This is a genomic window from Myroides sp. LoEW2-1 (assembly GCF_009767705.1).
GTDB lineage: Bacteria > Bacteroidota > Bacteroidia > Flavobacteriales > Flavobacteriaceae > Flavobacterium > Flavobacterium album_A.
On the sequence record NZ_WSPP01000128.1, the window covers coordinates 1 to 1,322 of the forward strand.

Annotated in this window: 2 protein-coding genes; both read left to right on the forward strand. The window is 32.7% G+C overall.

Annotated features, from left to right (window positions below):
* The first annotated feature begins 45 nt into the window (after nucleotides 1-45).
* Nucleotides 46-588, forward strand: coding sequence for a hypothetical protein (locus GOQ24_RS08640; RefSeq protein WP_160339484.1), 543 nt, complete (start codon nucleotides 46-48; stop codon nucleotides 586-588).
* A gap of 5 nt (nucleotides 589-593) precedes the next feature.
* On the forward strand, nucleotides 594-1,322 hold a 729-nt coding region (locus tag GOQ24_RS08645), incomplete at its 3' end, for an IS3 family transposase (RefSeq protein WP_160339485.1).

The window sequence follows — 1,322 nt, forward strand, 5'->3', positions numbered from 1 at the left end:
TGACCCGTCCTGAAAAAACTGTACAGTTTTAAATACCAATAAGAGATGGAAAAGTCAATAAAAGAGAAAAAAGTAAAACAACGTTATCATCAAGAATTCATTAAAAAGGTAGTGAAGGAAGTTGAGTTAGGAGCCACACAGATTTCAGTAACGCTGAAGTATGATTTAGGAGTCACTACTGTAAGACGTTGGATGCAGCGATATGGAAGTAAAGAATATTACGATACAAGGGCTCCCAAAGTTTATAGCGAGAGTTTAAAACGTCAAGTAGTTCATAGTATTACAGAAAGAGGCATGAGCGTAAAAGAAGCTTCAATAGTTTATAATATAAGAAGTTTATCTACAATAAATAACTGGTTGTTAGTTAATTGTGTTAAAAAAACAGATATTTGTATTGAAACTCCAATTCCTATAGAAATGTCTAAAAAGAAGCTCACACCTGAAGAATTAGAGATAATCTCTTTAAAAAAAGCTTTAGCAGAATCACAGTTTAAGGTAGTTGCGCTAAATACCCTAATTGATGTAGCAGAAAAAAGCCTAGATATTGAAATTAGAAAAAAGTCTGGTTCCAAGCAGTTGAAGAAGTAAAAGTATTGTATCCTAAAAAAGGATTAACTACAATATGCAAACTGTTTGGAAGAACTCGAAGTGCTTATTATCAGTCTATTAATAGACAAGAAGAACAGTCAATAAAAGCTGATATAGTCATACAAGAAGTATTAAATATTAGAAATAACCTCCCAAAGTTAGGTACTCGAAAACTTCAACATATGCTTGAGGAGCGTTTAAATACGCATGGTATAAGTATTGGTAGAGATTATCTGTTCGACTTATTAGACAGTCATAAGATGTTGATAAGACAACGAAAACGAAAAGCTCATACTACAGATTCTAGAGCGTGGCGAGGTCAATATTTAGATCTGTATAACGGAGTGGAAGTAACTCGACCAGAACAATTTTGGGTAAGTGACATAACTTATATACGACTAAATAATGTTTGGAGTTACCTTTGTTTAATCACAGATGCTTATTCGCATAAAATAATGGGGTTTAGTTTCAGTTTAGATATGACAGCCAAAGTATGTTTAGAGGCACTAAGAATGGCATTAAGCAATAGAGTCTACAATGAAAAACTTATCCACCACTCAGATAGAGGAAGTCAATACTGTAGCGAGATTTACACTAAATTGTTAAAAGATAATAATATAGCAATAAGCACTACTCAGAATGGAAATCCTAAGGATAATGCAGTAGCAGAACGAGTAAATGGAATAATTAAAGGTGAGTTTGATTTAAACTATTCAAGCTTAGGTTATAAGAAA

Bases quoted from the DNA above. Each gene is read 5' to 3' on its own strand.
- GOQ24_RS08640 (WP_160339484.1), top strand. From the start codon at position 46: ATGGAAAAGTCAATAAAAGAGAAAAAAGTAAAACAACGTTATCATCAA.